Raw genomic sequence first — 24,795 nt, 5'->3', positions numbered from 1 at the left:
ATGGAGAATCTAGTATATGCAATAGTACTTTTACCACTTTTAGGGTTTCTTATTAACGGTTTATTCGGGAAAAACCTTCCCAAAATATTGGTTGGATCTTTGGCAACTGCAGTGGTTTTCGGATCATTCTGTATTGCTGTAAGCCTTTTCATGAATTTTAATTCTGAAAGCCAGCCTGTAATCGTAAAAGCTTTTGAATGGTTTAGAGTAAACGGGGTTCAGATCAATTTTGGATTCCAGATTGATCAGCTTTCTTTAATGATGGTCATGATCATCACGGGTATCGGTTCACTGATCCATTTATACTCTATCGGATATATGAGTCATGACAAAGGTTTCTATAAGTTCTTTACTTACCTGAATCTTTTCATCTTCTCCATGTTACTTTTAGTGATGGGAAGCAACTACCTTATCTTATTCATCGGATGGGAAGGTGTAGGTCTTTGTTCTTACCTGTTGATCGGATTCTGGTACACCAACGAAGAATACGGTAAAGCGGCAAGAAAAGCTTTCATCATGAACAGAATTGGTGACCTTGCGTTATTAATCGGTATCTTTATGATTGCCTCTCAGACCAATGCTTTAGACTACCTTTCTGTAGCAGAAAACGCTTCAAAATTTGAATTAGACGGAACAGTGATCATCTTTATCACAGCGAGTTTATTCATCGGTGCTACCGGTAAATCTGCTCAGGTTCCTTTATATACATGGTTACCGGATGCAATGGCCGGGCCGACTCCTGTTTCTGCATTAATTCACGCGGCAACGATGGTAACGGCCGGTATCTATTTAGTAGTAAGATCTAATTTCTTATTTACATTAGCTCCAACGGTGCAGGGAGGAATTTTATTCATCGGATTCTTAACAGCTGCTTTGGCAGGATTCTATGCACTACGCCAGAACGACATCAAAAAAGTATTGGCATACTCTACCGTTTCACAGCTTGGATTTATGTTCATCGCTTTAGGTCTTGGCGCTTATACAACGGCGATGTTCCACGTAATGACGCACGCATTCTTTAAAGCATTATTATTCCTGGGTGCAGGTTCTGTAATCCACGCAATGAGCAACGAGCAGGATATGCGTTTCATGGGAGGTCTTAAAAAATATATTCCTCTTACCCACGCTACATTCCTTATCGGAACATTAGCCATTTCAGGTTTCCCTTTATTATCAGGGATGATCTCAAAAGACGAAATTTTAGTAGCAGCTTTCGCTAAAAACCCGGTTTACTGGGTAATTCTATTTGTTTTAGCGGCAATGACTGCAACGTATATGTTCAGATTGTACTATTTGACATTCCACGGGGAATTCAGAGGGACTGAAGAACAAAAACACCACTTACATGAAAGCCCGTCAAATATGACATTACCATTGATCGTATTGGCTATCCTTTCTGTAGTAGGAGGTTTTATCAACTTACCACACTTCATCGGCCACGGACATTATGCTAAACTGATGGAATGGTTAAAGCCTGTTCTTACGGAACAAAGCTACAGCCAGATGGAAGCTACCCTTTCAGGAGTAGATTTCAATACTGAAATGATCTTATTAGCAGCTACAGTGATTATGTTCTTCTCCGTATGGTTTATTGTCAGAAACACCTATGTGAAAAAGAAAAAGATGGCCGTTGCAGAGGAAAGCTATACCGGATGGGAAAGGCTTTCTGCTAAAAAATTATATGTTGACGAACTTTACAACGCATTGATTGTAAAAACTGTTGAAGGATTAGGACGCGGAGGAAAAATGTTTGATAAGGGTATCTTGGATCGTTTTGTAAACTTTGTAGGAGATGGTGCTGAAGACAGCGGAAAAGCTATGAAGCGCGTACAAAACGGAAATGTAGAGACGTATATTCTTATCATGTCTTTAGCTGTGGGAATTATATTAATTGTTAACTTTTTATTACAATAATAATGTCTTGTTTATTATTAACATTATTACTATTACCTCTAGTAGGTTCGGGATTAGTTTTTGCCTGGAAGAATAGCTCCAGCAAATATTTGGCACTGGGAATTGCATTGGTACAAATGCTTATTACCTTCTACATTCTTTCGGATTTTGATTTTAATCCGACGGTAGACAGCGTATTACAGCATGAGATCAATTATCCTTGGTCACAGTTTATGAAGAGCTCTCTTCACTTCGGTATCGATGGGATGAGCATGCTTCTTTTATTGTTGACCAACATCCTGGCGCCAATCATCATTTTATCTTCATTTAATGAAAGTGTAAACTACAGAAATACATTCTACGGACTGATTCTGTTGATGCAATTCGGTCTTGTGGGGGTGTTTACTTCTTTAGACGGATTATTGTTCTACATTTTCTGGGAAGTAACTTTGATTCCAATTTGGTTTATCGCCGGACTTTGGGGACAGGAAAATAAAAGGTTTGAGTTTACTACGAAATTCTTCGTATATACATTCGTTGGATCTTTATTTATGTTAGCCGGACTGATCTATGTGTACAACCACTCTGCATCATTCGCTTTAACGGATCTATATAATGCACAACTGAACGAAACACAACAGACTGTGGTATTCTGGTTCATTTTCTTTGCTTTTGCAGTGAAATTACCGGTATTTCCTTTCCATACATGGCAGCCTGATACGTATACCTACTCTCCTACTCAGGGATCGATGTTGTTATCAGGGATCATGCTTAAAATGGCAGTATATGGTGTAATGCGTTATTTACTTCCAATTACTCCACTTCCTATTGCAGGAATTTCAGGACAAATTGTAATTATCCTTGCCATCGTGGGAATCGTTCACGGAGCTTTGATCGCTATTATCCAGACGGATATGAAGAGAATCATTGCGTATTCATCATTCTCTCACGTAGGATTGATGGTAGCAGGTATCTTCGCTTCTGCAGTAGTTACTTTAAGAGGAACTTTCAATGTGGAAGGTGCTGAAGGAGCTTTGGTACAGACTTTCGCTCACGGTATCAACGTAGTGGGGTTATTCTACTGTTGTGATATTTTATACAAGAGATTTAAATCAAGAGACATCAGACAAATGGGTGGTTTAGCTAAAGTAGCACCTAAATTTGCCGTATTGTTTCTGATCATTATATTAGGTTCAATGGGAGTTCCATTGACGAATGGATTCATCGGAGAATTTATCCTGTTAAAATCAGTATATGATTTCAATGGAACAGCAGCAGTAATTGCTGGTCTTACGGTAATTCTTTGTGCGGTGTACTTATTGAGATTCTACGGAAAAGCAATGTTTGGAGAAGGAGATGCAGCGGTTTTAAGTACAGCAAAAGATTTATCAGCTGTAGAATTTTCCGTATTGGCAAGTTTAGCGGTTTTTGTGATCTTATTAGGTATTTTCCCACAACCGGTAATCGACATGGTGAGTAGTTCAGTGAAGTTTATCTACCAATCAATGGTAAGTTAATTTGATATTTTAAGAAATGAGTGTTTTAATTATTGTTTTCCTAACGGCAGTTATTGCGTTATTTTCAGGAGTTTTTGAACAAGGAAAATTCGCAAGATACATTGGGATTTTGGGATTAATCATCGCATTGTACGTAAGTTTTATGCCTGAATGTTCGTTCTTCGACCATTACAAGCATATGTATGAGTACAGTGCCAATGCTGCATTATTCACTAAAATATCAATCGTAACAACTTTATTGTTATTCTTCCTGGGAGGTTTTGCGTTCAGCAACCACAGAAGCCACCAGTCGGAATTATATTCTTTGATGCTATTTGCATTGTGTGGAGGGATTGTTCTTTTCGGATACCAGAACTTAGTAACCATGTTCCTGGGTGTGGAAATCCTTTCAATTCCATTATATGTAATGGCCGGAGCCAACAAAACTGATCTGAGATCTAATGAAGCTTCCATCAAGTATTTCTTAATGGGTGCATTCGCAACAGGTTTCTTACTTTTCGGAATCGCATTTATCTACGGAAGTGCAGGAAGCTTTGATTTATATAAAATCCATGACTTCGGAGTAGCAAACACTACGAATGTGATGTTCATTCTTGGGGTTTTATTAATCCTTTGTGCATTGGCATTTAAAGTAGCATTAGCGCCTTTCCACATGTGGAGCCCAGATGTATATACAGGTTCTCCGTCGTTGATCACTGCTTTCATGGCAAGTGTTGTAAAGATCTCAGGATTCTTCGCATTATTCAGATTAATGACCATCGGATTTGCTGGCGTTACTCATGAGTGGATTAATGTTTTAGGAGTATTCTTAATCATTACATTACTTTTAGCAAACGTTATGGGTCTTGCTCAAACGAATGCAAAAAGAATGCTGGCTTACTCTTCAGTGTCTCATGCCGGATACATCGGATTGGTATTCTTCGGAATGACTAGCCTTTCTACTTATAATTTAGCGTTTTATTTATTCGCTTATTCATTATCTACAGTAGGAGTTTTCATGTGCCTGATCTGGGTAGAAAAATTAAAAAGGGAAACGTCTTACGGAGCCTTCAAAGGACTGGCCAAAACAGAACCATTATTGGCAACAGCATCTGCCATCTCTATGCTTTCAATGGCAGGAGTTCCATTAACTGCAGGTTTCATGGGGAAATTTGCTTTATTCTCCCAAGCGATGAACGGTGCCGCTTTCTTGGTACTGGTAGCAGTGTTAGGGTCTGCCCTGTCGATCGCTTACTATTTAAGATTAATCATAGCGATGTTTTTCTTTAAAGAATCAACATTTAAATCTTCAGAGAAAGTAACGCTTACTTACAACATTATTGCCGTAGTTGTCATTGCAGCAATTATTATCCTGGGAATATTCCCGGATTTGTTCGCAAGAATGTTCGGACTATAAAATCTGAATTTTAAAATATAGAAGCACAACTTTTTAGTTGTGCTTTTTTTGTCGAAAAATGAAACGTTAATTCACAATAATCAATTTAATTTTTTTACGTCAACTTCTGTCGTTATCCTCGGGTATCTTCGTATTGTAAACATTTAAAAATAAAATATGATTTCACCAGACGACTTTGAATTAATAAAGACCTATGTAGACTCAAAATTGAACGATCTACAGCTTAGCACCATCAACCTATGTCAATACAGTCATTTTGATGACCGTTTTAAATATGGTTATTACACAGAAGGTACCCCATCTCAGATTTCGCAAATGAAATTGGAAAAAAAGGATGGCAAGGAATGCTTACGAATGAAAAGTACATCAAAAAATGTAGGATTTTATGCCAATGTCAACCATAATTTCAATGCTAATAAGGAATTAATTGGCAGAACATTTACCATTTCTTTTGATGTTTTCCCATTATCAGAAATTGATCATTTTAATATAGGATTTTCAGGAATAGATCATGTTCATCCTACAACAGTTACCAATCGCTGGCAGAGAGTTTCCTACTCTCAGTTTATAGATCCCAGTCAGTTTATAAATAGCTTTCCTATTTTCACCTTATATACAGGGGATGATATTAATGACTTTTATATTTCCAATCTAAGTGTTACGGAAGGGCTCTATCCTTCTGCTTTTTACCCTTCTAAAGAAGACCTGACTTTGGGGTATTTAAGCAAAAATGCCAAAGGCTGGCTGGATCAGTTACTTCCTAAATCTGAAGCCCACATGGGGTCATTAGTTTTTCCAAAGGGAACTCCCAAAGAAGGTTTAGACCCGGAAGTTTGCCATATTGCCTTTAATGGAAATGATTTAATCCTTACAATAGAAGGAAACCAATACAAACTCACAAAAACACAGATATGAAAAATATACCATTTTATAAAGATGGAAAAAGTAACTATGTAATTGTTCAGCCATCGTCTCCCGATCAGATTCACCAGGATGCTGTAAAACTCTTAAATGATGAAATATACAAGGCATGCTCTATCACATTACCTGTCATAACTGATAATGAGAGTCCGCAATATCACGAAATAATCATTGGAAATTGTCCTAACAGAAATACGGTATTTGGATCAACTATCTTACTAGATCATGATGAATTTTACCTTTTCAATAAAGATTCTAAAATTTATATCAATGGTAACAGAAGGGGATTGATGTTAGGAGTAAGTTATTTTTTAGAAAATTATCTGAAAGTTAAGAAACTTATGGTAACAGGCCGTAACGGAGCACAGCCCATTGAATGCTTCAAGGTTAAAAGTCTCCCCGAAGTTTACATTACAAAATTTAATTTTAATATTCAAAAACCCGCTTTCTCCTATAGATGGGTGGTATCTCAAGAAGCATACAGTAAAAACTACTCCAATTTCAATAAACTTTCTTATTGGGATATTAAAGTGATGCAACCAGCTGCATTAGAAGATTCCGGTGAGAGCGTTCACAATCTTACAAGGCTTTTTGGATATCAGACTCATTTTGCCTCGCATCCTGAATATTATCCGTACATCAATGGTAGCAGGACCTCTGAACTCATGACTGAGACACAATGCCACAGGGCACCATGCCTATCCCAGGCTGGAGTCTTTGACATTGTAAAAGCAGCGCTGCAAGCAAAAATGGACGAAAAGCCGGATAAACCCATCTGGAATCTTTCTCAGCCGGACGGAATGACAGATTACTGCCAATGCTCAGAATGTGCCCCCAAACATGCCCTGCCCGGTGGATTCTCAAATACATTATTTCCTTTCATCAACCGTATGGCAAAAGAATTTCCTGATAAAATTATCAAAACACTCTCTTACGTTGTAAGTGACCATATTCATACTGTGGAAACTGTATACTCCAATGGAAATATTCTACCTGCCGGTAAAGTTGAGCCTAATGTTATGATTATATATTGTCCTACAATTAATAACAAAATCAAATCAATTGCTTCTTCAAATGAATTGATTGCCGGTACTTATAGAGAGATGCTTTATAAATGGTCTCAAAGTGGAGGAAAATTGTTCATTTGGGAATATCTGGTGAATTTCTCTTATTATCTCTTTCCATTTCCTACACTCCATATTTTACAGGAAAATCTAAAATATTACAAATCTTTGGGAGTCAGCTCATTCTTTGCTGAATGTTCAAGTACGGAAGATAGTGCATTAAGGAGCTTAAATACTTATGCTTATGCAAGACTTTTATGGAATCCTGATGATGATTTAGAGGGAATTATCAGTGATTTCTGTAAAAATTATTATGGAACTGGTTATAAAGAAATGTTTCAATACATTACGACTCTTTTAAAATATGCCAACAATGATAATTCAGGTGTTTGGAACTCTATGGGAGGTACCGGATCTATGATTGGTCACGCAAATCCTGTATTAAGTGTTGAAGGTACAACATTATTCAGCATTAAACATTTAAAAGAATTTTATCAATATATAGATGATGCTCTGGCAAAAGTAAATATAAATTCAAACGAATGGGCAGCGATAAAAAGAGAACAGATTTGTTTAAAACAAGTAGAAGTGGAAGCATCATGTACTTATGCCCATCGACTAAGTACGAATCAGGATTTCTTCGACTATTTTACACGTTACGGAGGAGGGAATTATGGAAATACCCCTAAAGGCAAAATACAAAACAGATGTTATGATTTACAAACAGACTGTCTTTCTCTTAATCCTCCAATAGAAAATATAAATGGAACGGGAAGAAAAATAACTCCCTACGTAACAGACGTAATCAACGGCGCTGGCTATAATTAATCTATTAGAACTATAAAAAGTGACACACTATATCAAAAACCTTTCAGATCATCTGGAAGGTTTTTTTTGTACTCTTATATAAATCATACACGATCTGTTTTTTAATTATTCAAAAAATAAAATAAAAATCTTATAAAATATTGTTTTCAGCAATCTATGTAGTATTTGGAAATACCGTTTTTTTCATAACTTTACTTAAATTTTCAGCTGTTGGCTAATCTTTACAAAAAAGACTCTCCTTTTCAGGTTTACATATCATTCAAAAAATATTTGGATGTTCTGGAACATATCCGATATAATGACCGGCTGGAATATCGGGCCAACTATGCCGAATCACTGATTGAAAGAACCAAGAATTTTAAAGAATTCAGAGATGGCTTCCAGGATATAAGTCTCCTTGAAAAAAATGAAGAACTCATCAGGCTGTTGCTTGCCGATCTTTTCCCCACCGGGCTTACCCACAATGAAATAAAGGCAGCAAGTATCCCACTTTCCAATATCACGTTCAACTATACTGAAAGATTTAAAAACATTTTAAAAGATGCCGGAAAGGATTTTGAAATAGAACTCAGGAATATTACAGATAATGAATTTTATGTATTCTGCTGTTGTCTGATTCTTCAGAGTTACTTCAAAAAAGATATCAGAAGTACCATCCCTTTTTATTATGATATTCCCAATAAGCAGGGAATTATGAAACATTATAAGATTACGGTAAATTCAGATTTTACAGAAATTATTCCTACCGAAAAAGCAAAAATTCCGGATGATGGTATCATGGATATGTTATTGGAAAACCTGGATGACTTTAAACTATGGAAGAAATATTTTCCTTCACAATCCTGGATATTAAAAGGCTTTACCATTATTTCACTGGTTGACTGCACTTCTGAAGTAGCATTGTCTGACCTGAAATCCAGTATGATAGAAATAGATCCTGAAAATTTGAAGCCGGATGAAAACCTGACTGAAATTTTTAAATCCTATTTTGATGTTCCCGAACTAAACTTCGGACTGATGACCTTCAACAAGAAGGAACAAAAACTCGATAAACTTCCTATTTACGAAAGCTTTCTGACCAATCATATCCTTGATTTCTGGATCAATACCTTCGATGAAGAAACCCGTAAAAATACATTTAATAACTTAAGTCACAATTCTAAACCGATTGTTGTTTCTAATGTTGATAATCTGGACGCTAATGTAAAGCAGCTTCCATCCTTCAATATTCTAAAAGACAACCATATCAACAGCTTCATGGTAATCCCTATCATGAAAGATAATGAGCTCCTTGCTATAATGGAGTTTACTTCACCTGTGGCTGGTAGTTTTAATGGTTTAAAACTCAAAAAAATGGAGTTTTTTACTGATATGGTCCTGTTCTCACTCAGCAGGTTTTATTTTGAAAAAAACTATCAGATAGAAGCAATTATCCAAAGAGAATATACCACTATTCATGACAGTGTGGTCTGGAAATTCAGGAATGAAGCCGAAAAATATTTTACAGCCTCATTGGGAAAGAAAATGTATACCCTAAAGCAGATTTCATTTAAAAATTTAACCCCTCTGTTCGGAGTTTCAGATATCCGTTCTTCATCCGAAAAACGCTTTAAGCTGATGCTTGAAGACCTCAACCAACAGATTAACTGCTTAATGGATATTTTTACCTTGACCAATTCCGATTCGGAAAAATTCCTGTTAGCTTTAGATATTTTCAAAAATGAACTTAACCATGAGATTAAAGCTGACACTGAGCAACGCTTTCAAAGGCTTTTAAGAGAAGAAATTCATCCTTTTTTACAGGGAAAACTTGAAATAAAAACCAGCCGTGAAATAAAATCAAAAATCAAAGATTATTTCTCGAACATCTTTGCCCAAACTGATCTGTTCTATAGCCATAGGAAAAACCTGGATGATTCTATAACACTTGTCAACAGAAAGCTGGCAGATATGCTGGATGAAAGCCAGACGAAAGCTCAGCAGATATTTCCGCATTATTATGAAAGGTTCAAATCCGATGGTGTAGAACATAACTTATATATCGGGCACACCATTGCCCCTGATCTTCATTATTCGTTCAAAGTCGTTCACAAACTGAGGTATTGGCAACTGAAAACCATCTGCCGGATGGAACATGAATTTCAGTCTTTTAAAAAAGATCTTCCCATCCCATTGGATATCGCTTCATTGATTTTTGTTTACAATGAAAAAATAGACATCCGTTTCAGAATGGATGAAAAACGTTTTGATGTAGATGGCGCCTACAATTCTTATTATGAAATCATTAAAAAACGTTTAGATAAAGCCCATATTAAAGACTCTTCAGAAAGAATTACCGCTCCGGGAAAAATTACCATTGTTTATTTTGGTATGGAAAACCAGAAGGAATACCTAGACTATATTTCTAAGCTTCAAAAGAAAGGTGTTCTTGAACATGATGTAGAATTCCTGAAAGTAGAAGACCTTCAGGGAATTACAGGATTACTGGCGTTGAGAGTTTCTTTGTTTAGGAATTTAGATGATTGAAACACCCTAATAATATTCAATTTTTCTAATCCATCTGTACAGATCCTTTCCATTTACGTTTTTAATAATTTCTGTCCAGTTATTTTGCTTGTCAAATTTATATCTGAAATCTATTATGACTGGCTCTACGATTTTATCATTCGGTGCAGGTTTATCTAAATAAATTAATCTGGTTATATAATTTGAAACCATGAATTCCTCATGCTTTCCCTCAAATTTTTAGGTTTCATGATTGTAGCGTGACCATATTCATCATCTCCTCTCATGAAAGTATATGGTCCAGAATCATTTAGAAAAACTACAGATTCCTTCACAGATTTAGGGTTTCCTAAAATTGAATCCTTAATAACCTGAGAATGAAAAAATGTTGTAAAAAAAAATAATAAAAGCAATGATTGTTTCATTATTTATGTTTGTTTTTAGAACTAACTTTTATAGTTGATGTGGAAATTTCACAGATCACAAGGATAGAAAGAGGAATCATCAATACTTCTATTCTCAGTCTTATGAGAATTGCCGATGCACTTGAAATTTCTATAAATGAATTCCTGAAAGATATAGAATAAGCTAACCCCAATAGACACATCAGGGCAAGCCCATTGTAAGTGATTTATAATTAAAGACTCAGAAAAGCTGCCCCAAAAGATAGTACAGAAATAATAATTCCAGCCATAAAAATCTTATAGGTAATGGATAGAAGTTTATATTTTCTGTCTAAGACTTTTCCCAGGTAATAAAGATCTTTTACCATAGAATCGTAAATATAATCCCTGTCTTTGATAAGGTCTTTCATCGCATTATGATAATCATCAAATAACATCTGATGGAAATTCCCGAAAAACAGCAGGTTTACTTTCCTGTTAACAATATCCTGAGCAGTAAATGTAGTTTTCGTTACATTGGGTTTGGTAGAAAGAATTGCAAATATAATAGTTAATACACTAGACAACAGCAGGATGAAACTCGGAAGAATCAGATGTGAATTCTTAGGAGCATCCAGCTTCGGAACCAAAACGGAAAGACAAACTGAAATAATAATGGCGTTGACAGACAAAAGAATATTGGCCTTGCTGTCTGCAATATCACTCAATCTTGTATGATTGTTAAGGGTTACCCTGAAAAGGGTATCTACACTCCGGTCTGACTTTTCCTTCTCCTTTTTCCCTTCGGCATTATCTTTTTTATCCTCTTTCTTCACTTCTTCTTTTTCCAGCTTTTTCTCTATCTTTTTGATGTTTTTCTTTTTTAAAGGCTCCCAGTGTTCTTTAGCATAGTCAGTATAATAAGTATGCCTGTTTTTAAGCATATCCAGGTTTCCGGCATTCCATTCTTCATTAGAGAAGCATCTTACATTGGTCAGTTCCCACTCCTTCCTCAAAGCATCGGAAATATCATTGTAATCATGGCCTGCAAAATGGCTGAAGTCTGCATCTTTTACAATTTTTTCCAATAAATTCTTAGGTTCATAACTGATTTTCGTCGCCAGGATCAGCTTTTCAACATCCTGAATATAATTTTCTGCATAATTTTCCTGATGTAAAAAGCTTTTCATAATCTCCACACTCCTCTCTTCATGATTCTGGGCGCATTCTATATAGCCCGTATCGTGGAACCATAAAGCAACAAGTACCTTCTCCTGATCCTCATCAGAAACAGGGGTATTTTTCATAATTTCTTCAGCCTTATTGACTGTATAGGCAGTATGAATAAAATTATGATAAAAGTAAACCGAAGATAACTTATCTTTGAATAAGATTTCAACATAATTTTTAGCTTTGTGTAGAATGCTCATTCCTGAATTTTTGTTAATGTAAATTTATGAATTTATCCTTTAAAACTCAATTAAAAAATACTTCTATTGTTCTGAGGACGGTATTGTCTGCAGGAGTGCTGTATTCCTGCGCAACATATAACGTGCAAAAAGGCAAAAACGTATTTGAAATAAAAGATTCTGACATAAAATCTGAGAATGATTTTAAAATTTTCCTGATTGGGGATGCTGGAAATGCAGATGAAGCACAGGCACAGAAAACCCTGCATTTACTGAAAAATAAACTTGATTCAGCAGACAGCAACTCTATGCTGATTTTTCTTGGAGACAATATTTATCCGAATGGAATGCCGGAAGAAAAGGATAAAGGCTATATTCTCGCCAAACAAAAGCTGGAAGATCAGTTGAACATTACTAAAAATTTCAAGGGAAAAACAGTAATGATACCCGGAAACCACGATTGGTATAACGGACTGGAAGGGCTGAAAGCCCAGGAAGGATTTGTAAAGAAGTATTTTGATGATAAAAAATCTTTTCTTCCCAAAAGCGGGTGCCCGATTGACGATATCAATATTTCCAAAGATATTAAACTGATCGCTATTGATACAGAATGGGTGATTACCAATTGGGATCAACATCCGGGGATCAACAAAAACTGCAACATTAAAAACCGGGAAGACTTTTTTACCGAATTTAAAGATCTTATTATAAAAAATCAGGGCAAAAGAATCATTGTAGCCCTCCACCATCCTGTTATCAGCAGCGGAACCCATGCAGGTTTTAGCTCTGCCAGATCTCACCTCTACCCTTTTAAAAGTAAAATTCCGGTGCCGGTCATTGGCAGTGTAGTAAATATTCTGCGCAGTTCTTCCGGAGCCAGCCCTGCTGATATCAACAATCAGCATTATGCAGATCTTGCCAACCGGTTGAAGAGTATAGTTCAGGATAAAGAAAATATTATTTTTGTTTCAGGACATGATCATAATCTTCAATATCATGAAGACCGTAATATAAGGCAGATTATCAGCGGAGCCGGTTCCAAAGTAGATCCGTCCACAATTGCCGAACAGACAGATTTTTCCTATGGAGGCAGCGGATTTGCCATATTAAATATCAGAAAAGATCAGAGCACAGACGTTGAATACTTCTCAACAAAAGATGCCCGGCTTCAAAAACTGACCCATATTTCCGTTGTTTCAAAACCGGATGTATTTGTGAACAACTTTCCGAATACCTTTCCGCCCACCTTTACCTCAACAATTTACCCGGTACAGCTTACCCAAAAAAGGAAATTTTACCGGTGGCTGTGGGGAGATCATTACAGAAGATATTACGGAATCCCTATAGAAGCTCCTATAGCCAACCTTTCCGAGTTGAACGGAGGTTATGTGCCTTTCAGGGAAGGAGGTGGAAACCAATCCAATAGTTTAAGACTGAAAGCAGCAGACGGGCAGGAATTTGTAATGCGGGGAGTGAAAAAAAGTGCTATCCGCTTCCTGAACAATATGGCTTTCAAAAAAAGTACTCTTGGAGATGAACTTACAGACACTTTTCCGGAAAAGTTTTTGCTGGATTTCTACACTACCAATCATCCGTTTACACCATTCACCATTGGAAATATGGCCGAAAAGCTCAATATTTTCCATAGCAACCCCAAATTATATTTCATTCCTAAACAACAGGCATTGGGAAGATATAACCAAAATTATGGGGATGAAATGTATATGATTGAAGAACGTTTTTCATCTGACCCCAAGACATTAGCTTCATTGGGGAATGCCAAAGATATAGTCTCTACAGATGATGTATTAAAAAACCTGACTAAAAACTATAAATATTCCGTTGATAAAGAATCTTACATCAGAGCGAGAATTTTTGATATGCTAATCGGTGACTGGGACAGGCATTCGGATCAATGGAAATGGGCAGAATATGAAGAAGGCAATAAGGTAATCTACAAACCAATACCAAAAGACAGGGATCAGGCATTCAGCAAATATGACGGCGCTGCATTCAAGCTGATTATGAATGTTCCTGCCATTCGCCATATGAAAACCTTTACGGAAGATATTAGCAGCGTTAAATGGATCAGTATGGAACCCTATCCAATGGATCTTGTTTTCCTGAAAGGGTCTACCCAGGAAGAATGGATAGCACAAGCTAAATATATCCAGGAACACTTGAGTGATACCGATATTGAAGAAGCTTTCCACAATCTACCGAAAGAAGTTCAGGATGGAACAATTGCTGATATCCAGAGGAAATTGAAAATCCGAAAAACAAAATTGCAGGAGTATGCATCACAATATTATGATGTACTGCAAAAGAAAGTTCCTCTGGCAGGAACTGTAAATCCTGATAAATTCGTCATTACAAAAAATAAGAATTCTGTACACGTACAACAATACGAACTAGGCAAAAACAAGGATAAAAACGAACTTGTATTTGAGAAAACATATTCTGATTCGAAAACTAAAGAATTATGGATTTACGGGCTGGAAGATGATGATATGTATGAGGTAGGAGGTACAGGAAATCCGAGAATGAATATCAGGCTTATCGGTGGATATAATCATGATATTTATAATGTAACTGATGGAAGAAAGGTAAAAATCTATGATTTCAAATCCCAGAAAAACACCTATAATTCCGGAAATGCAACCAGGAATATTTCTGACGATTATGATATCAATACTTACAATTATAAACATCCGAAATACAATTCCTTCGCCGGGTATCCCAATGTGGATTATAACCCTGATGACGGAGTGATCATTGGAGTCCTGGCCAATTACACGGTTAATAATTTTATCCGGGATCCCTTTACTCAAAAACACAGTTTAAAAGCCAACTTTTATACTGCAACTGCCGGATTTAGCTTACAATATAAGGGGATTTTCAAAAAAGCAATTTCCGGATGGGATTTCAATCTGGATGCTTCTTATACCACTCCAAGATTTTCACAAAACTTCTTCGGATTATCTAATGAAAGTCCGTATGATAAAGAAGATACTGAAAGAGAGTACAACAGAGCCAGAATTTCCAAGTTCAATTTTGCCCCTTCTATTTCGAAAAAAAGCTGGATGAATCTCAGCCATCAGATCCAACTTACTTTTGAAGATAATAAAGTACAGAAAAGAGAAGGCCGTTTTATCAATACATCGCCGGATGTAAGACCTGAAGTATTCAATAGTCAGCAGTTTATGGGGGCCAACTATACCTTTAGCTTTAAAAATGCAGATAACCTTGCTTTTCCAACCCTGGGAATGGAGCTGATGGTGAACGCCGACTGGAAAGCCACTTTTTCCGATTTTAACAAAAACTTCCTGACTTTAAAAGGAAAACTGGCCATTGATCACCGAATTGATAAAAAGGGAACTTTTGTATTTGCCAATTCCAGCAATGTCATGTGGATCAATAATAACAATTTTGAATTCTATCAGGCCGCTGCTATCGGAGGAAATAATGGAATGAGGGCTTTCAGAAACGAAAGGTTCTCCGGAAGATCTTATTTTACCAATAATTCAGAGGTACGATGGGACTTTGGAAGAATCAGAAATAATATTGTTCCTGCCAACCTGGGGATTCTTGTAGGCTACGATATCGGCCGGGTATGGAATGATACCGAGAATTCCAGAAAATGGCATCAGTCTGTAGGTGCCGGTGTCTGGCTAAGTATTGTAGAAATGCTTTCTGCAAGACTCAATTATTTCTATGGATCTGATGGAGGAAGAGTTTCTGCCGGTATAGGCATGAAGTTTTAAATCAATTTAATTGGACAAATTTACAGTTGTAAAATCCGGATTTTATAATATAGTCTCTTACAAGACTTTCTGCAAGCTTATCATCTCAGCTATATTGCTCAAAAATCCACAGGTGTTTTCTGTGGATTTTAGTTAATATATTTTAGAAAACGGAAAAGTACATAATTCCTAAAATGAAAAGTTATAAACATTTCCACCTTCATCTTTTCCTTTCTCATCCGCAATCCATAAGGTCTTATCATCATGGAAGACGATGGCTTCTTTCTGCGAATTATGATTTAAAGAGATTTTCTGAATTTTAGCGGAGCTGAAATCATCTGCGGTAAATCCGGTAAGTACATGAATATTTTTATGTGTCAGTAATACAATTTTATCATGAGTACTATTGATGGCGGCTGATGTAATGGCGGCATCATTATAGCCTCCTTCAAGTTTTAGCTTCCCTACCAGCTTAGCTTCAAAATCACCTTCCTGGTTAGGCACCTTGAATACAAGGAAAGTTCCGTCAAAGCCCTTACTCCTGTTTTTGGTAAAAAGATAGAAATTTCCTCCCATTTCCACAAAGCCTTCACAGTCATACAGCCAATTGGATTTCTTAGGAGGAAATTCGGTTTGTCCCTCATAATGAAATCTGGTGGACTGAATTACTTTTGTTGTTTTCTGAGACAGATCTTTCAGGTCGGTTTTTAAAATGGCAAGGTCTTGTCTGTTGTTATCATTATTTCCAAAATCTCCGATATAAATATTGCCTTGTGAATCGGAAATAATATCTTCCCAATCTGTATTTTCTGCATTTTCTACCGGAATTTTACCCAGCATTTCTCCTTTATCATTAAGAGCATAAATGGCATTTTTATTTCCTTTGTCCTCAATTACCCAGACCGTTTTTTTGTCTTTAGACAATGTTATTCCCGAAACTTCCTTCAGTTTTTTAGGCAAGGAAAACAGAAGAGGCAATCCGTCATTTTTAGCAACCGGTGAATTTTGTGCTTTAGGATTACAACTCAATAAAAAAATAAAAGGTAAAATAAGGAATCGCAACATATTGTTATTTTAAAAATTAAATGAATTAAAAAGCATTCATTGTTTCAGACGAACTTAAGAAAGCTGTTTTGCTTTTTCCCAAAGAACATCCATTTCTTCCAGGGTCATATCTGCCAGCTTCACATCTTTTTCAAGAGCCAGTTTTTCCATTTTTTGAAATCTTGAGATAAACTTCAGGTTGGTTCTTTCCAATGCAGAATCCGGGTTAATGCCTGAAATCCTTGCATAATTAATCAAGGAGAAAAATACATCTCCCAGCTCTTGTTCTTTTTTATCAGGATCTGTTTCTGCATGAAACTCCTGAATTTCTTCATCCACCTTTTTCCAGGCATCCTCAGCATCATGAAACTCAAACCCGATACCTTTTACTTTATCCTGGATCCTATAAGCTTTCACCAGGCTTGGCAGGCTCTTCGGAACACCACCTAAAATGGATTTGTTTCCTTCTTTCAGCTTCAGTTTTTCCCAATTCTGTTTTACTTCTTCTTCGTCCTTTACTTCAGTATCCCCATAAATATGTGGATGACGGAAAATAAGTTTTTCATTAAGGGAATTAATAACATCTGCAATATCAAAGCTCTTTTTCTCAGATCCTATTTTAGCGTAGAAAACCAGATGAAGCAGAACATCTCCCAGCTCTTTTTTAATTTCCGTCAGGTCTTCCTGAAGAATCGCATCAGAGAGTTCGTAAGTTTCTTCCAGCGTCAGGTGGCGCAACGATTGCAGGGTTTGTTTCTGATCCCACGGGCATTTCTCACGAAGATCATCCATGATATCCAGTAATCTTCCGAAAGCATCCAGCTTTTCCTGTTTTGTATTCATAGTTTGAGAATTCAAGTCTTACAAATTTAAGAATAGTTTCTGTCATTTTTAAACCTGGCAGATTTTAAAGTCTGTTATTTTTGGGACAATAAAAAACCTCATCAATTCTGACAAGGTTTTATATTGTACATTCAAATGAATGAATTATCCTTTTTTAGTATGCGTACTTTTCGGAGCTGCTTTAGCTGCTGAAGTAGCCTTTACTTTTGGAGCGGCAGGTTTTTCTGCTTTTGGAGCGGCTTTTTTAGGAGCTTCTTTTTCAATGCTCACTTCAGCCGGTTCTCCTTCCAAAGTTTCAGGTTCTGCTTTTACAAAGCTTTCAGGTGTAATATATCCTGCTTTCTGAAGAATATTATACCATTGTGCCAGTTTCTTAATATCAGAAGAGTATACTCTTTCGGTATCATAATTAGGAAGTGACGCCAGCATAAAGTCTTTCAGATCTGCATCAGAAGATTTATGAGAAATTGTTTCCTTATAATCGTTGTTTTTAGCAATATTTTCAAAAACTTCGAACAAAGGAACTTCTTTTTCAAATGTAAACATAGCAATGTTATCCAGTAAGCTTACCTGGCTTGAGTTTCCAATGCTCACTTTTTTCTTGGTGGTAACATCTTCAATAATGAATCCGTTTCTTAATTGAGAAACTAATTTGTAAAGTCCTGGTTTTCCAGAAATTGAAATTATTTTTTCTAACAGCATAATTTTATTTTTTGTAAATTCTGCAATCGGCAATCAGCTTTTTGCGTTTTATTATCTTTTATCCTTATTTACATTATTTTGGAAATCTCATTTTGTAACCGATGTTTACGTCACCCTGAGAAATCTTTGTCAGTTTTCCTTTTACCAGCTTCTTTTTTAATGCACTTAAATGATCGGTAAATAAGATCCCTTCAATATGATCGTATTCATGCTGAATTACGCGGGCTCTAATATCGGAAAAAGTTTCTGTATGTTTCACAAAATTTTCGTCATAATATTCAATAACGATTGTCCCTTTTCTTTTCACGTCTTCCCTTACATCAGGAATAGACAAACAGCCTTCATTAAACTTCCATTCTTCACCGGATTCTTCCAGGATCCTGGCATTGATGAATACTTTTTTAAATTCTGCAAGCTCGTCTTTAATATCCTCATAATCTTCATCTTCAGCAAGAGGAGTCACATCGATGACAAACAAACGGATATCCAATCCGATCTGAGGCGCAGCAAGACCTATGCCATTTGCGCTGTACATCGTTTCGAACATATTATCTATCAGTTCCTGTAACCCGGGATAATCTTTATCTATATCTTTTCCCACTTTTCTCAAGACAGGATCTCCAAAAGCTCTTATCGGTAAAATCATTTTAATCTTTGTTCTAAAAAATTCTGCAATATAATCGTTGCACTTACTTTATCTATTAATCCTTTTTCCTGTCTCTTTTTTTTGCTTTTCCCGCTTTGGGATATAAAAAAAGAGGCCATTTTAGAAGTAAACCTTTCATCAAAACGATGAACGGCAATATCTGAAAATTCTTTTTTAAAGACTTCAATAAATTTCAGAATATCGGTCTCTACTTCCGAAATATTTCCTTTCAGATCTATGGGAAGTCCAATCACTACTTCGTCTACCTTATTTTCACTGAAATATTTTTTCAAAAATCCCATTAAAGAATGGTTCTCAATAGTTTCCAGACCACTGGCTATAATCTGCATATCATCCGTTACAGCAATGCCACAACGGGCTTTTCCGTAGTCTATTGCAAGGATTTGTCCCATAAGTCTGCAAATTTAGTAAAATTTACTGATTTTATTCATAACGCAGTTTTTTTATATCAATCATGTTTTATTCCATTATTTTTTTTATAATTTTAATCTTCCAAAAAACAAAATATATGAAGAGACTCATCCTCGTAAGACATGCAAAAAGCGACTGGCCGGAAGAAACGGAGGACTTTGACAGACCCTTGGCAGATAAGGGACTGGAGGACGCCATGAAGATGTCCAGGTTTATGAAAAACAACCATATTTCCATAGACCATTTTGTGTCGAGCCCCGCTGTACGTGCATTGAATACCTGTAAAATTTTCAACCAGACCTACCAGCTTGATTTTACCACTAATGAAAAGCTATATAACCCTTCGGAAAGAAATTTTGAATCGGTAATTTATGACCTGGATGACAGTCTGAACTCAGTAGCCCTTTTCTCTCACAACAATGGAATCTCTAATTTTGCCAATTCCATTTCCGAAGATATTTTTCATTTTCCCACCTGTGGTGTTGCCGGTTTTGAGGTGGATTGCAACTCATGGTCCGAATTTGACGGTGCCAGAAAGAAGCTTCTTTTCTTTTATGAGCCCGGAAAAATATAATCTTCATATTCCATTTTATCCTCAAGAATTTATACCTATTAAAAAGAATATTAAAATCAATACCAACGATTGATATAGCAAGAATTGCAAAAACACACACAAATGATTAAAAAAAATGACTTCAAAGAAAAATCCTGGAGTAGAATATGATGTAAAAACTCCAATCAAAAGAAATCCCATTTCCCGGTATTTTGTAAAAGGGTTGTGGGAAGATATGGAAGGAAAAGAAATAACAGAGGCAAATCTGGGAGATAGAGTCCGCTTTCATCTGCAAATGAAAAATATCGACTCTCCTGAAGGAAAAAAAGTACACCTTGAATTGAGGGAATGGGATAAATTTGACTTTCTTCTTTATATCCTCAGTTTTGTAAACAAAGAACTGATCGGATATAAAAACGCAAGGGAATATGAAACGATCAATATTGTAGCCACCGACCCTGAAAATAAGGAGATCCTTACAGAATGGGAATTAAATGAAAATTCTGAGATCATCATCCCTTTACTGCTGGATGAGAATGCCCTGACTAAAATGGTAACGAATGATGCAGGAAGGGACCTTGAGCTTTATTTCCGATGCAGGTATATAGATGAAGGGTATATGCCTGAAATCGTAGAACTTCCATGGGAAAACCAGGATTACCTGAAAGTAAAACCGAAACCTTTAGCAGAACCTATCATCTTCGTACATGCCTCGGACAAGCATCTCCTGCCTGCCATTTATTCTGCTGATGATGGAAGCCCATGGTATATTGCAGCCATGAAAAACGGGTTGTATGCCAATAAAGTGAATACATTAACAAAGCCTTATGGGATTGTTGATCAAAAAATGTCTGCAGGCTTGGAAAAGAGAGCTTATGATATTGCCATCAGAAATTTAGAAAAAAAGAATTTTTTCAGTTCTATAAGGAAAGGAGCTACCTCCGAGTACTATTATTATGATATTTCAGAAATTGACAACAGATTTGAAAAGGAGATTAAAAAGGCGGTAAATATAGACTCTAAAACATCAGCCAATATACCTAAAGGAATTAATGCCATAGAATATGAATCGGGAAAAGGTCTTGCAGGAAAAATAAAAATAGTAGGAGAAGTTCTGGGTATCTTTGGTGTTTTATCCAATATGGCTGCTTTGTTAAGGGGTGCTGCAGATCATAATGTTCCTACACCGCCCATTATTCCACCTTTTGTGACGATGGAGGTTGAAAAGATGATGGAAGAAAATAACGAATTTATAATACAGCATTGGAATTTAGAATTACAAAAGGCAATTATGCAAGGTAAAACCGTTACTACAAACTTCTTGGAAAATAATAATATCAATAGAGAAAAAAATCTAGGCTTCAAAGTTATTGATATGACTGAAGATGGAATAAAAAAAATTTTAACCCGAGAAATTATTGCAATTAAAGATTCTGAAGACTCTAATTCTCCAAAAATGTTAGAATCACTATCTAGTTTAGGAGAGGGAAATCGAGATTCAGGACTGTTAATTCAATCAAAGGAAAATTTAGATAGATATAACAGGTTAACTACTTTTCATTATATTCATGCCATATTTGTAAATAATTTAAAAATATAACAATGAAACTCTTTCAATATTTATTTTTTTTATTGCCATTATTAGCTTCTTGCCAACAATATAATACGCAACCATATGACAAATATGAAGAAACTTTAAGAACTTTTCCCACTTCAACAACTGAAATTATTATAGATAGTGTATGGAGAAAAAGAGATTCACTTACTTACTTGAGATTTGATAAGGTTCGAAATATATATCTTTCAGAGGTTGATTCAATCCCACTTTGGATTTTTAATTTTAAACAATTAAAAAGTATTGAATCCTTTTCAGAAAACAAAAAAATAACTAATATTCCTGAAAAAATAGGGAATAATATTAACTTAACCCATATAGAGCTACCGAACAATAATATATCTAAAATTCCTGAAGCTATTTATACTTTAAAAAACTTGGAACGCCTAAATTTAAGTAATAATAAATTGATATATATTGATCCTAAAATAGGCAACTTAAAAAAAATGAAAATTTTTTTATTATCAAACAATTATGATTTAAAGGATCTTCCCAAAGAAATCTGTAGTCTTTCAAATTTAGTTAGCTTGCCTATTAATAATACAGATATATCAAAACTTCCTGAATGTGTGAAAAACATGGAAAATATTGAAAACATTAACATATCTAATACAAATATAAATTATTTCCCTATCAAAATACTAGATATTGCTAAATTAAAAGAAATAAACGCAAAAGGCTTAAAGCTCAAAAACTACCAAGAAGTAAAAGCTATTTGTGAGAAAAAGAATATTACATTCTATTATGATGAATAATACAAAGGCAAAACTATAATTATAATAAGGAGGAGGGTTACCATTTTTATTCATGCTCTTTTTGTAAAAGATTTAAAAATATGAGAAGTATATTAAATATCTTACTTTTTATTCCATTATTATATTCTTGCCAGCAGTATAATAATCCTCCTTATGATGAAAAAGAAAAAGTATTGAGAGATTTTCCTGTAGAAAATAGTACCAGGATGGTAATGGATTCTTTATGGAATAAAAGGGACTCACTTACTTATCTTAGACTTAAAAATCTCGATTTAATTCTGATGAATGAATCTTCAACAATTCCCAATTGGATTGGAAATTTTGAAAAAATGAGAATATTTCAAATAGTGAATGAAGAGAAAAAAATCACATCTATTCCTAAAAGCATAGGAAAATTAACACGCCTATTGCAATTTGATATTCCAAACAATAATGTAACTGTACTCCCTAGTTCTTTTTATAATCTTAAAAGCTTAACATATCTTGATTTAAGAAACAACCCTATTGTATTGATTAACAATAAAATAAGTCAGCTTACTAATTTAGAAAGTATCAATTTAGATGGTACTTTTATAAATAACTTACCTATTAGCATTTGCAAATTACAAAAAATAAAATTTTTCACTTTAGAAAACACTCATATTTCTGATTTACCTACTTGTTTAAAAGATATGTCTAGTTTGGAGTGGCTTAATATTTCAGGTACAGGAATAAAAATCATTCCCATTGAAATTTTAAATGCACCAAAGTTAGAAACAATTCATGCAAAAGGCTTAAAGCTCAAAAACTATAAAGAAGTAAAAGCCATTTGTGAGAAAAGGAATATTACTTTTTATTATGATGAATAAATAAAATTATTTTTAGAAGTACAAATCGAATTAACAATAGTTAGCGGGAATAAAAATGGGACAAGCCAAAACCCGTCCCGTCGTACTATTTTTTTGTGATTTTACTTTTACTTCCTTTTCAGATCCAGATCATCAAAATCAAAACTGAAATCAGTAACTTCAGAAATAGCTTTTAGCTTTGCAGACTGTGCTTTTCCATTTTCGTCATACTCAAAAATAAGATAAGCATCGGCATCATAGCTTCTGTCATCCCATTTGATAATGAAGGAATTATTGGAATATGGAAGCAGTTCGCCTTTTAATCTTGGTGAGTTTTTGCATGAAATTCTGTAGGTACTTCCCTGCTGTACAATTTCCACATCACCAAACCAGGCATCATTATAAATTCCTACAAACTGTTCGGATTTTGGATGAAGTGCTTTTTCCTTTTTAAAGGCGTCCGATTTAGCAAACGCATCTTTCTTTTGCTTATCATAATCAGCATTCATTTTAGCCATTCTCTCACTATAGGTTTTTAACCAATTTCTGTCTGCCACACCAAGATAAGAATCTTTTACCGTATTGGTAATAGTATTAAACGCAGCCCCCGACTGCTGGTTTGTCAGCACTACAATCCCCAATTTCAAATCCGGTATCAGTGTAAACTGCGTTACCGTTCCAATCAAACCTCCGGTATGTTGCACTTGTTTATGCCCCTTCACATCACTTAAAAACCAGCCTAATCCATATCCGTAAAAGCTGGTATCATATGGGTTTTTTGCAGCTACCCTGTCAGGAATCTGAAGGCTCCACAACTGTTGGGCATTTTTATCAGAAACCAGTTTTTTACCGTCTTTAGTGGTAAAATTATTCATCAGGCATTCAGCCCAGGTTGTCATATCTTTAATATTACTCATAATACCCCCTGCTGCATTGGCGGTTTCATTCCAATCGTGAGGAACAGCCACTGCTTTTCCAGCCACAGGAGCGTGAGCATCAATTTTATTGGTTATCGCTTTAGCACGGCTATAGCTTCCGAAACTGGCTGTCATTCCTACAGGTTTCATGATCCGCTGTTCTATAAATTCTGCCCAGCTTAACCCGGAAATTCGGTGAATCACCTCACCGGCAACAATAAACATGATATTATTGTAGTCTAATTTCGTTCTGAAAGGATTTTCAGGCTTCAAATACCTTACATTATGAACAATATCATTGACTGTCAGACTTCCCCCCTCCGGAAAAAACATAAGATCTCCCTGGCCCAATCCCAGGCCTGCCCTGTGAGTAATCAGGTCTTTTATGGTTACATTCTGAGAAACATAGGGATCATACATCTGAAACTCGGGAATATATTTTGAAACTTTGTCATCCCAATTTAATTTTCCTTCATCTGCCAGAATAGCAAGCGCCACACAGGTAAATCCTTTGGAGTTGGAAGCAATTCCCACTAATGTATTTTCATCCATAGGCTGCTTCGTGGTAAGAGAACGTACTCCAAATCCTTTGGAATAAATCACTTTACCATCTTTTACCACCCCTACAGACATTCCCGGAACGTCAAATGTTTTTAAAGTATTCTGGATCAGTTCATCCAGTTTTTTTTCCTCAACCTGGGCATTTGCCAATCCTACGGTTACAAGAAAAATGAAAAGAGAAAGTTTCTTCTTCATTATTTTTTAATTTTCCCAAATTTAGCAAATATTCGGTGATGCCTAT

At 35.6% G+C, this 24,795-nt stretch carries 19 protein-coding genes; 12 read left to right on the top strand and 7 right to left on the bottom strand.

Going from position 1 to position 24,795, the window contains the following annotated elements; all coding sequences use genetic code 11:
- The 7 genes from nuoL (at position 1) to OK18_RS21195 (ending at position 10,711) form a co-directional block, all read left to right on the top strand.
- Positions 1-1,914 (top strand): NADH-quinone oxidoreductase subunit L, encoded by a 1,914-nt coding sequence (gene nuoL / locus OK18_RS11435; protein ID WP_053328070.1) that lies wholly within the window; start codon positions 1-3, stop codon positions 1,912-1,914.
- 2 nt (positions 1,915-1,916) lie between these two features.
- Complete coding sequence (locus OK18_RS11430) at positions 1,917-3,410, top strand: complex I subunit 4 family protein (protein WP_053328069.1); 1,494 nt, start codon at positions 1,917-1,919, stop codon at positions 3,408-3,410.
- Between the two features lie 16 nt (positions 3,411-3,426).
- Entirely contained in the window at positions 3,427-4,806 is a 1,380-nt protein-coding gene (locus OK18_RS11425) for an NADH-quinone oxidoreductase subunit N (protein ID WP_050019494.1), read from the top strand.
- 156 nt (positions 4,807-4,962) lie between these two features.
- The gene (locus OK18_RS11420; protein WP_050019493.1) at positions 4,963-5,721 is read left to right on the top strand and encodes a hypothetical protein; all 759 of its coding nucleotides are present in this window, start codon (positions 4,963-4,965) and stop codon (positions 5,719-5,721) included.
- Positions 5,718-7,619 (top strand): DUF4838 domain-containing protein, encoded by a 1,902-nt coding sequence (locus tag OK18_RS11415; RefSeq protein WP_053328068.1) that lies wholly within the window; start codon positions 5,718-5,720, stop codon positions 7,617-7,619. Before OK18_RS11420 ends, OK18_RS11415 begins: the two co-directional genes overlap by 4 nt.
- Before the next feature lie 210 nt (positions 7,620-7,829).
- Positions 7,830-10,145 carry a GAF domain-containing protein gene (locus tag OK18_RS11410; RefSeq protein ID WP_053328067.1) on the top strand — a complete coding sequence of 772 codons (2,316 nt, stop codon included), beginning with the start codon at positions 7,830-7,832 and terminating at the stop codon, positions 10,143-10,145.
- A 413-nt stretch (positions 10,146-10,558) separates the two neighbouring features.
- On the top strand, positions 10,559-10,711 hold the full coding sequence (locus tag OK18_RS21195) for a helix-turn-helix domain-containing protein (RefSeq protein WP_157837392.1): 153 nt from the start codon (positions 10,559-10,561) through the stop codon (positions 10,709-10,711).
- A gap of 50 nt (positions 10,712-10,761) precedes the next feature.
- Here the strand turns inward: OK18_RS21195 and OK18_RS11395 are convergent, their stop codons facing one another.
- Positions 10,762-11,937 carry a Pycsar system effector family protein gene (locus OK18_RS11395; protein WP_050019489.1) on the bottom strand — a complete coding sequence of 392 codons (1,176 nt, stop codon included), beginning with the start codon at positions 11,935-11,937 and terminating at the stop codon, positions 10,762-10,764.
- A 26-nt stretch (positions 11,938-11,963) separates the two neighbouring features.
- On the opposite strand from OK18_RS11395, the gene OK18_RS11390 reads away from it, so the two are divergent.
- A complete protein-coding gene (locus OK18_RS11390) occupies positions 11,964-15,680 on the top strand; it encodes a metallophosphoesterase (protein ID WP_053328064.1) in 3,717 nt (1,238 codons plus the stop codon).
- A 168-nt stretch (positions 15,681-15,848) separates the two neighbouring features.
- Here the strand turns inward: OK18_RS11390 and OK18_RS11385 are convergent, their stop codons facing one another.
- The 5 genes from OK18_RS11385 to ruvX form a co-directional block, all read right to left on the bottom strand.
- Positions 15,849-16,724, bottom strand: a complete 876-nt coding sequence (locus tag OK18_RS11385) for an SdiA-regulated domain-containing protein (RefSeq protein WP_053328063.1) — start codon at positions 16,722-16,724, stop codon at positions 15,849-15,851.
- Between the two features lie 54 nt (positions 16,725-16,778).
- Positions 16,779-17,546, bottom strand: a complete 768-nt coding sequence (gene mazG, locus OK18_RS11380; RefSeq protein WP_053328062.1) for a nucleoside triphosphate pyrophosphohydrolase — start codon at positions 17,544-17,546, stop codon at positions 16,779-16,781.
- 144 nt (positions 17,547-17,690) lie between these two features.
- Positions 17,691-18,248: a DUF5606 family protein gene (locus tag OK18_RS11375; RefSeq protein ID WP_053328061.1), complete on the bottom strand. Its 558-nt coding sequence runs from the start codon at positions 18,246-18,248 to the stop codon at positions 17,691-17,693.
- Between the two features lie 73 nt (positions 18,249-18,321).
- Entirely contained in the window at positions 18,322-18,894 is a 573-nt protein-coding gene (def, locus tag OK18_RS11370; protein WP_053328060.1) for a peptide deformylase, read from the bottom strand.
- Entirely contained in the window at positions 18,891-19,307 is a 417-nt protein-coding gene (gene ruvX / locus OK18_RS11365; RefSeq protein ID WP_053328059.1) for a Holliday junction resolvase RuvX, read from the bottom strand. The genes def and ruvX overlap by 4 nt, the downstream gene beginning before the upstream one ends.
- A gap of 116 nt (positions 19,308-19,423) precedes the next feature.
- On the opposite strand from ruvX, the gene OK18_RS11360 reads away from it, so the two are divergent.
- The 4 genes from OK18_RS11360 (at position 19,424) to OK18_RS11345 (ending at position 23,097) form a co-directional block, all read left to right on the top strand.
- Positions 19,424-19,900: a SixA phosphatase family protein gene (locus OK18_RS11360; protein WP_050019484.1), complete on the top strand. Its 477-nt coding sequence runs from the start codon at positions 19,424-19,426 to the stop codon at positions 19,898-19,900.
- Between the two features lie 115 nt (positions 19,901-20,015).
- Entirely contained in the window at positions 20,016-21,479 is a 1,464-nt protein-coding gene (locus OK18_RS11355) for a hypothetical protein (RefSeq protein WP_053328058.1), read from the top strand.
- A gap of 2 nt (positions 21,480-21,481) precedes the next feature.
- Positions 21,482-22,249 (top strand): leucine-rich repeat domain-containing protein, encoded by a 768-nt coding sequence (locus OK18_RS11350; RefSeq protein WP_053328057.1) that lies wholly within the window; start codon positions 21,482-21,484, stop codon positions 22,247-22,249.
- An 80-nt stretch (positions 22,250-22,329) separates the two neighbouring features.
- The gene (locus tag OK18_RS11345; protein WP_053328056.1) at positions 22,330-23,097 is read left to right on the top strand and encodes a leucine-rich repeat domain-containing protein; all 768 of its coding nucleotides are present in this window, start codon (positions 22,330-22,332) and stop codon (positions 23,095-23,097) included.
- 107 nt (positions 23,098-23,204) lie between these two features.
- Here the strand turns inward: OK18_RS11345 and OK18_RS11340 are convergent, their stop codons facing one another.
- On the bottom strand, positions 23,205-24,749 hold the full coding sequence (locus OK18_RS11340) for a serine hydrolase (protein ID WP_053328055.1): 1,545 nt from the start codon (positions 24,747-24,749) through the stop codon (positions 23,205-23,207).
- Positions 24,750-24,795: the final 46 nt, after the last annotated feature.

The sequence above is a fragment of the Chryseobacterium gallinarum genome (genome assembly GCF_001021975.1).
In the GTDB taxonomy this organism is placed as follows: domain Bacteria; phylum Bacteroidota; class Bacteroidia; order Flavobacteriales; family Weeksellaceae; genus Chryseobacterium; species Chryseobacterium gallinarum.
The sequence above is the reverse complement of the archived record's forward strand: the minus strand, read 5'-3'. Positions and strand labels throughout refer to the sequence as shown.

Excerpts from the sequence above, each read along its gene's own strand:
- nuoL (WP_053328070.1), top strand. The coding sequence starts at position 1 with ATGGAGAATCTAGTATATGCAATAGTACTTTTACCACTTTTAGGGTTT.
- OK18_RS11430 (WP_053328069.1), top strand. The coding sequence starts at position 1,917 with ATGTCTTGTTTATTATTAACATTATTACTATTACCTCTAGTAGGTTCG.
- OK18_RS11425 (WP_050019494.1), top strand. The coding sequence starts at position 3,427 with ATGAGTGTTTTAATTATTGTTTTCCTAACGGCAGTTATTGCGTTATTT.
- OK18_RS11420 (WP_050019493.1), top strand. The coding sequence starts at position 4,963 with ATGATTTCACCAGACGACTTTGAATTAATAAAGACCTATGTAGACTCA.
- OK18_RS11415 (WP_053328068.1), top strand. The coding sequence starts at position 5,718 with ATGAAAAATATACCATTTTATAAAGATGGAAAAAGTAACTATGTAATT.
- OK18_RS11395 (WP_050019489.1), bottom strand. The coding sequence starts at position 11,937 with ATGAGCATTCTACACAAAGCTAAAAATTATGTTGAAATCTTATTCAAA.
- OK18_RS11390 (WP_053328064.1), top strand. The coding sequence starts at position 11,964 with ATGAATTTATCCTTTAAAACTCAATTAAAAAATACTTCTATTGTTCTG.
- OK18_RS11385 (WP_053328063.1), bottom strand. The coding sequence starts at position 16,724 with ATGTTGCGATTCCTTATTTTACCTTTTATTTTTTTATTGAGTTGTAAT.
- mazG (WP_053328062.1), bottom strand. The coding sequence starts at position 17,546 with ATGAATACAAAACAGGAAAAGCTGGATGCTTTCGGAAGATTACTGGAT.
- OK18_RS11375 (WP_053328061.1), bottom strand. The coding sequence starts at position 18,248 with ATGCTGTTAGAAAAAATAATTTCAATTTCTGGAAAACCAGGACTTTAC.
- def (WP_053328060.1), bottom strand. The coding sequence starts at position 18,894 with ATGATTTTACCGATAAGAGCTTTTGGAGATCCTGTCTTGAGAAAAGTG.
- ruvX (WP_053328059.1), bottom strand. The coding sequence starts at position 19,307 with ATGGGACAAATCCTTGCAATAGACTACGGAAAAGCCCGTTGTGGCATT.
- OK18_RS11360 (WP_050019484.1), top strand. The coding sequence starts at position 19,424 with ATGAAGAGACTCATCCTCGTAAGACATGCAAAAAGCGACTGGCCGGAA.
- OK18_RS11355 (WP_053328058.1), top strand. The coding sequence starts at position 20,016 with ATGACTTCAAAGAAAAATCCTGGAGTAGAATATGATGTAAAAACTCCA.
- OK18_RS11350 (WP_053328057.1), top strand. The coding sequence starts at position 21,482 with ATGAAACTCTTTCAATATTTATTTTTTTTATTGCCATTATTAGCTTCT.
- OK18_RS11345 (WP_053328056.1), top strand. The coding sequence starts at position 22,330 with ATGAGAAGTATATTAAATATCTTACTTTTTATTCCATTATTATATTCT.
- OK18_RS11340 (WP_053328055.1), bottom strand. The coding sequence starts at position 24,749 with ATGAAGAAGAAACTTTCTCTTTTCATTTTTCTTGTAACCGTAGGATTG.